At 67.6% G+C, this 6,329-nt stretch carries 5 protein-coding genes; all 5 read right to left on the minus strand.

Annotated features, from left to right (window positions below; all coding sequences use genetic code 11):
• Positions 1–62: 62 nt before the first annotated feature.
• The 5 genes from glnL to QT386_RS16530 all read right to left on the minus strand — a co-directional run bounded on the left by glnL (position 63) and on the right by QT386_RS16530 (position 6,274).
• Positions 63–1,133, minus strand: coding sequence for a nitrogen regulation protein NR(II) (gene glnL, locus QT386_RS16510; protein WP_289274840.1), 1,071 nt, complete (start codon positions 1,131–1,133; stop codon positions 63–65).
• A gap of 83 nt (positions 1,134–1,216) precedes the next feature.
• Positions 1,217–1,798, minus strand: a complete 582-nt coding sequence (locus QT386_RS16515) for a DUF4124 domain-containing protein (protein WP_289274841.1) — start codon at positions 1,796–1,798, stop codon at positions 1,217–1,219.
• Between the two features lie 32 nt (positions 1,799–1,830).
• Positions 1,831–2,661 carry a helix-turn-helix domain-containing protein gene (locus tag QT386_RS16520; protein ID WP_289274842.1) on the minus strand — a complete coding sequence of 277 codons (831 nt, stop codon included), beginning with the start codon at positions 2,659–2,661 and terminating at the stop codon, positions 1,831–1,833.
• Positions 2,662–2,781: 120 nt separating this feature from the next.
• Positions 2,782–3,768 carry a YCF48-related protein gene (locus QT386_RS16525; RefSeq protein WP_289274843.1) on the minus strand — a complete coding sequence of 329 codons (987 nt, stop codon included), beginning with the start codon at positions 3,766–3,768 and terminating at the stop codon, positions 2,782–2,784.
• Positions 3,769–3,778: 10 nt separating this feature from the next.
• A complete protein-coding gene (locus QT386_RS16530) occupies positions 3,779–6,274 on the minus strand; it encodes a DUF1302 family protein (protein ID WP_289274844.1) in 2,496 nt (831 codons plus the stop codon).
• Positions 6,275–6,329: the final 55 nt, after the last annotated feature.

A 6,329-nucleotide genomic window follows, 5' to 3' on the forward strand; every position in this document is an offset into this window, starting at 1 on the left:
GGACTGCGGTTGGTGGCTGCCGGTCGATCCGTCGTCCAGCAAAGCCCGGAGAAGTGGGGCGGTCATGTCGATTCCAGGGGTAGGTACAGGGAGAACACGGTGCAGCCCGGCCGGCTCTTGCATTCGACCAGGCCACCGTGGGAATGAATCAAATACTGAGCAATCGGCAGGCCAAGTCCGGTGCCCTCGGCCCGCGTGGTGATCATCGGATAGAAAATTTTCTCCAGCATCGCCGGGGCAATGCCTGGCCCGTCGTCCTCGATGTCGATCTGCACGACCAGCTTGTGGCGCACGGCAGCGATGGTGAACTGGCGGCGGGTGCGCGAGCGCAAGGTCACCGTGCCTTCGCCGCCTATCGCCTGCATGGCGTTGCGGACGATGTTCAGCACCGCCTGGATCATCTGCTCGCGGTCGGCGCTGACCTCGGGGATGCTGGGATCGTAGTCGCGCAGGAAGGCGATGTCGCCGGAGGACTCGGCCTGCACCAGCTGGCGCACGTGCTCGAGCACCTCGTGGATGTTGAGCCAGTTCTTCTGCGGGGCGCGGTTGGGGCCCAGCATGCGGTTGACCAGATTCTGCAGCCGATCCACCTCGCGGATGATCACGCGGGTGTACTCGCGGTGCTCGGAGTCCGGGAACTCGCGCTCCAGCAGCTGGGCCGCGCCACGGATACCGCCCAGGGGGTTCTTGATCTCGTGGGCCATGCCGCGGATCAGCTCGCGGCTGGCTTGGTGCTGGGCCAGCAGCAGTTCGTCGCGAGAGATGCGCAGGTGGCGATCCAGGGCCTGCACTTCCATCAGCAGGCCCGGCTTGCGGCCCAGGATGAAGGGGGTGACGGTGCAGTCCACGGTGACCGCCGCATCGCCAACCCGCTGCAGCCGCAGTTCGCGCTCGATGAAGCCGGTGGCGTTGTCCAGCGAGCGGCGCAACCTCAGCTCATGCGGCGCCAGGTGGGGGATGGCCTCCGCCAGCGGCGCACCAATAGCGTGCTTGCGGGAGATGCCGAACAGGTTTTCACAGGCCGAATTCAGCGAGGTGACGCAGAGCTGCTCGTCCAGGCCGATGACGGCCGTCGTCAGACCGTCCAGCACGTCCTCCGGCCGGACCGATGAGCTGCGGGGAATGAATTTCATGCGCGGGATACAGCAAGAGTCGCGCCAAAAGGCAGCAGCCCCAGACTAGCGCAGTCCGGGGCAATTTGCACCGTTTTAGTGCATCAACGTGGTGCAGGACGGGGCGGGCGGGTACCTACCGGGTTCTTCACCGTGGGCTGGCGCAGGTACACGGTTACCGGCGCGGACTGGGCCACTTCCTTGCCCTCCGGGTCCAGCAGGCCCACCGTGAGATTGTGCTCGCCCCGCTCCACGCCGCTGAGGGTGGTGCTGGTGCTGACGGTGGGTTCGCCGTTGGGCGAGCCGTCGACGTAGTAGACCAGCCGGTAGCCGTCGGGGATTCCCGGCGAAACCTCCACCGACACCGCCAGCGTGCCGCTGGCATCGCGGGCGGTCTGGTTCTGCACCGGCGAGACGATCCGCAGTTCGAAATCCCCGGCGACGGCCGCCGACTCGGCCTTGGCCTTGGGCTTGGCGCCCGCCGGCGTGCTGCCGCCCGCCTCGGAGCCTTCCGGGGCGGACACCGGCGCATAGGTATGCAGGGGCGGCAGGTTGGCCGGCTTGGCGCCCTTGGCGGGCGCCTTGTCGGTGTAGTGCACCACGCCCTTTTCGTCCGTGTACTTGTAGACCTGCGCCGCCAGCGGCAGCGGCAGGACCAGGGCGATCAGGAGGGCCAGTTTGCGCATGTCCCGAGGGTAGCGCCGGGGGACGGTCAGGTCTAGGTCTGGGCGGCGCCGCCAAACTGCCGTAGCAGCGCTTCGCTGGCGGCATCGGCCGGGTAGAAGCTCTCCACGCGCAGTTCGTCGGTGGTGATGTCCTGCGGCGTGCCGAAGGTGGTGAGCATGGAGAACAGCTTGAGGCTCACCGGCCCGACCCGGAAATCGGTGGGCAGCACCGGCAACGGCAGCGGATGCACCTCCTGCACGCGCCAGCGCGACGGGATGCCCGGGTAGGTCAGCACCTCGTCCAGCACCGCCTGCACCTCGGGATGCTCCAGGCCCTCGCGCGCGGTGCGCGCCAGCAGCGGCGCGGCCACCTCGGCGAAGTTGGCGATGTAGGGCTGCAGGCCCTGCGGGTGCAGGGTCAGTTTCAGGACATTGCGCGGGCCGTCACCACAGACACGGGCATAGATCTCGTCGAGGTTGCCGAGCAGGCCGAAAACGCGGGGCACCGCGTCGTTGGCCATGAACAGGTTCCAGGCCCGGTCCACCACCACCGCCGGATAGGGCTCGTGGTGCTTCAGCAGGCGCTCCAGGGCCTGCCGCACCGGCCCCATGTCGCCGGTCTCGAGCCGGCGCTGCGGAAACAGCCCGGCATAACCCGCCGCCTGCAGCAGGCGGTTGCGCTCGCGCAGCGGCAAGTCCAGGGCCTGCGCCAGTTGCAGCACCATGTCCCGGCTGGGCTTGGCCCGCCCCGATTCGAGGAAGCTCAGGTGACGCTGCGAGACCTCCGCCTCCACGGCAAGATCGAGCTGCGACAGGCGGCGCCCGCGGCGGCAGTCACGCAGCAGGTGGGGAAAAGCGACGACATCGGCGAGATCTCCGGCCATGAACGGTCTCCAGCGGCCCCGTCGAGCGGGGCGGCCTTGCCTCCTGCAGTGTTTCGGTCCGCGGGCAGTTTCCTTCGCCCGCAGCGGCCATTCAATTACCCCTGGGGTAAAGCAGGCGCCTCAGGGCGCGCCCGGCGACCAGCGCTGCACGCCACTGTCGCCGACCGTCAGCAGGTCGCCGCGCCAGGCCAGCAGGTGGCTGAAGGCCCCGAGCTCATGGCCGGCCACCGCCGCCGGCGCGCCGGCGCGGTGCCAGTCCAGCGGCTGGACGCGACCCGCGCTGTCCACCACCTCGAGAAAACCATTGAGGCCGGCCATGCCGACACTGCCGCCCGGCATCGGCGCCAGGCCGAACACCGACTGCACGCTGCCGGTATCCACGCGCTGCCAGTCACCCGCCGCGACGTCGGCGCTGCGATAGGCATTGCCGCGCAGTCCGGCGACCACCGCACCTGAAGAACCCGACGCAAGCACCGCGAACAGCGAGCTCTCGTAGGGCGAGGCCAGGCGCTCCCAGGTGCCGCCGGCATCGCGCGACAGGGCCATCATGCCCTCCTCGCCCACCACCAGCAGGGAGCCGTCACCGAGCCGTGTGAGGGCGTTGAAGTGCAGACCCTCCTGCGTCAGCGGCGTATCCAGCCGGATCCAGTGGGCGCCGCCATCGCGGGTTTCCAGCATCAGGCCATAGGCGCCCACGGCCAGCCCGTGCTGGGCGTCGAGGAACAGCACGTCCAGCAGCGCCAGGTTCAGCTCCGGCTGGAAGTTCTGCAGCTTCCAGCTGCGGCCGCCGTCGGCGCTGTGCAGGATGCTGGCGTCATGGCCCACGGCCCAACCGTTGCGGGCGTCAGCGAAGAACACCGACGTCAGCAGGGCATCCACCGGGGCCGCCACCTGGGTCCAGGCGGTGCCGTCCTCGGAACGCAGCACATGGCCACGCGCACCGACGGCGACTAGGGCGGAGCCCGCTGCCACCACGCGCGTCAGCAGGCTGCGCTCCGACATCGGCGCCATCTCGGCCGCTCGCGGCTTGGGCGCCTCCGCGGAGTGGGCGGGCGCGGCGGCCAGCAGGGCGGCCAGAACGGCCACGGCAGGGATCGGACGAAACATGGTCGTTCCTCTAGAACTGGTACTTGACGAAGAAGCCGAGGTTGTCACGGTCGGCGTAGAGGTTGTTCTTGCCGCCGCCGAAGAAGGTGTTGTACGCGATGGTGAAGGCCATCGACTTCTCGTAGCGGGTCTCCAGCAGGAAGTTCAGCGACTTGCGGCCTTCCACGAAATTGCCCGCCGGGCCCGGCGAATTGCCCTGGATGTCCTGCTGCCAGATGAACAGCGGCTGCACGCTGATGCCCGGCAGCACCGACTCGTAGCTGATGCGGCCGACCACGCGGTATCCCCAGGAGAAGGCGTCGGCGAAGGCGCTGCGCGGAGCCTGGAAGGGATTGAAGCGCAGGCCGTCCGGGCCGATCGAGCAGGACGGGTTGGTGGAGCAGGCCAGTTGCGATCCGTCGGCACCGCTGCCGTTGGCGCCGGCGCTGGCATGCGTAGTAGCGGTCAGCGGGCCTTCGATCTGCAACTGGTCGAAGCCCGGCATGTTGAGCACGTGCGTCGCCGCCAGTTCGTACAGAAGGATCACCTGGTCGGCGCCGATCCAGTTCTCCGAGGCGCCGAGCACCTGCGTGGCGCCGATGTTGTATTGCGCCACCTTGCCCGGGATCCAGCCCTGGATGTAGCTGTTCGGCGCGTTCTCGCCGACCACGCCGCCACGGTACGGAATGATGAAGTTGGGGAAGGAACGCGCCGAACCCGGCGCCGCGCCCACGATCAGGTTGACCGCGTCCGGATAGGGGTTGTTGCCGTTGGCATCGACGAAGTTGTTCTGGTCGTAGATGACGTACTGGCCCTGCTCGTTGAAGCCGATGCCGGCGCTGGCGCCGGCGCAGCCCAGCGAAGCATCGTGGCAGCGCGTCAGCGTCGGACCGAAGGAGGCGAACGCCAGGTCGATCAGCGCCACCTGCAGCGGTACGTTGGGGCGGTACGACACTTCACCCTGGAACGACAGGTCGCCGGCCGTGGTGGTGAAGCTGAAGCCGTACATCTTCAGGTTCTCGGGATACTCGATCTGAATCTTGGCGGTATCCAGCGGCACGGCATCGCTCTGCGGGCCGTCGCGCGGAATCAGCAGGCTGGTCATGCCACCCAGGGCGGTGCCCAGGTCCAGGCCCAGGCCAAGTTCGCCGAGGATACCCGGGCGCTGCAGGGCCAGCGCGCCGATGTCGGCCAGCACCGGGATCGAGGCGCGGGGATTGGCCACCGGCAGGTTCGGGCAAGCCTCCAGGAACTGCAGCGTGTTGGTGGCGTCGATGCCCATCGCGTTGCCTTCGCGGCGCGCACAGCTGGCATCGGTGGAGTAGAAGCTGACATAGGGCAGCTTCGAGTGGTAGTTCATGAAGTACAGGCCCAGCTCGGTGCCGTCGTTGAGCCAGTCGGCGTAGTACTTCAGCGACACGCCGTACTGGCCCTGGTCGCTGGCTTCCTTGTCCTTCAGGCGGTCCAGCGTCAGCGTGGTCGGCGTGATCAGCGCCAGCGGGCTGTTGAGCTGGAAGCCGCGATGATCGGGATCGTCGGCCGAGCCGCCGAAGGCAGCGTTGACCGAGTCGCGCAGGTTGTCGGTGCCGATGTCGACGAAGGACATGTAGCTGCCCGGGGTTGGGATTTCGATCGGCTGCCATTCGAACTGGTAATAGCCCTCGACGCTGACGCCGCCGGCGATCTCGGTGCTGGCGCGGACCATGCCGACCGGCACGAACAGCTCCTCCAGCAGGCCGAAGCCGAGACGGTACAGGCTGTTGGCGTTGACCGGCTGGGCCTGGTTGACGCTGTTGATGACCGCCACCGTGCTCTGGCCCCAGTTCACGGTCTGGCGGCCGACGCGGAAGATCAGCTCGCGCTCGCCATCGAGATAGGGCATGACGCCGTAGAAGTTGGCGTCGAGCAGGTCGTAGCGCATGCCGATCTCGCGCGCCTCGGCCTCGTCGCGTTCCGAGCGCACCCGGGCGCCCGGCCCGTAGCTGCGCGCGAAGTAGCGGTTGCCGACACCGGCGTCGCCGGTGATGCCGACCTGCTGGTAGTTCTCGTTGGTGATCTTGTTGGGATAGGTCTCCTTGAAGCCGCGGTAGTTGATGTCATCGTAGATGCCGATGCCGCGGAAGAAGAAGCCGTAGTTGCCGAACTTGATGTTCAGGTCCTGCGACAACTTGAGCGGCGCCTGGGTGATGTCACCCTTGTCGTAATTCAGGTTGCCGTCGTCGAAGTTCATCGACGCCATGCCAGGCGCTTCGAACAGGTGCTGCGCCGGATAGCTCTGCGCTCGGTGCACGCCCTGGCAGGACTGGTAGGCACCACTGCAGACGTCCGGATTGAGGTTGGACTTGCCGACGAGATCGTCGGAGCGTTCCTCGATACGCCAGGACGCGCCTAGCGTGACGGTATTGTTCAGCACCGCGCTGAACGCGGTATCGCCGATGTTGAAATTGAACTCCGCGGCCTGCGTGGCCAGCGGCGCGAAGGCGCAGGCGAGCAGCAGCGTCGCCCTGGAAAGGATTCTGGTCGGCATCTTCGTGATCTCCTGCACGGACGCTTCTATTGGGGGGGGGGGGGGGGGGGGGGGG

The sequence above is a fragment of the Solimonas sp. SE-A11 genome, assembly GCF_030345715.1.
In the GTDB taxonomy this organism is placed as follows: domain Bacteria; phylum Pseudomonadota; class Gammaproteobacteria; order Nevskiales; family Nevskiaceae; genus Solimonas_A.

Coding starts and splice junctions, on each gene's coding strand:
- glnL (WP_289274840.1), bottom strand. CDS start 1,133: ATGAAATTCATTCCCCGCAGCTCATCGGTCCGGCCGGAGGACGTGCTG.
- QT386_RS16515 (WP_289274841.1), bottom strand. CDS start 1,798: ATGCGCAAACTGGCCCTCCTGATCGCCCTGGTCCTGCCGCTGCCGCTG.
- QT386_RS16520 (WP_289274842.1), bottom strand. CDS start 2,661: ATGGCCGGAGATCTCGCCGATGTCGTCGCTTTTCCCCACCTGCTGCGT.
- QT386_RS16525 (WP_289274843.1), bottom strand. CDS start 3,768: ATGTTTCGTCCGATCCCTGCCGTGGCCGTTCTGGCCGCCCTGCTGGCC.
- QT386_RS16530 (WP_289274844.1), bottom strand. CDS start 6,274: ATGCCGACCAGAATCCTTTCCAGGGCGACGCTGCTGCTCGCCTGCGCC.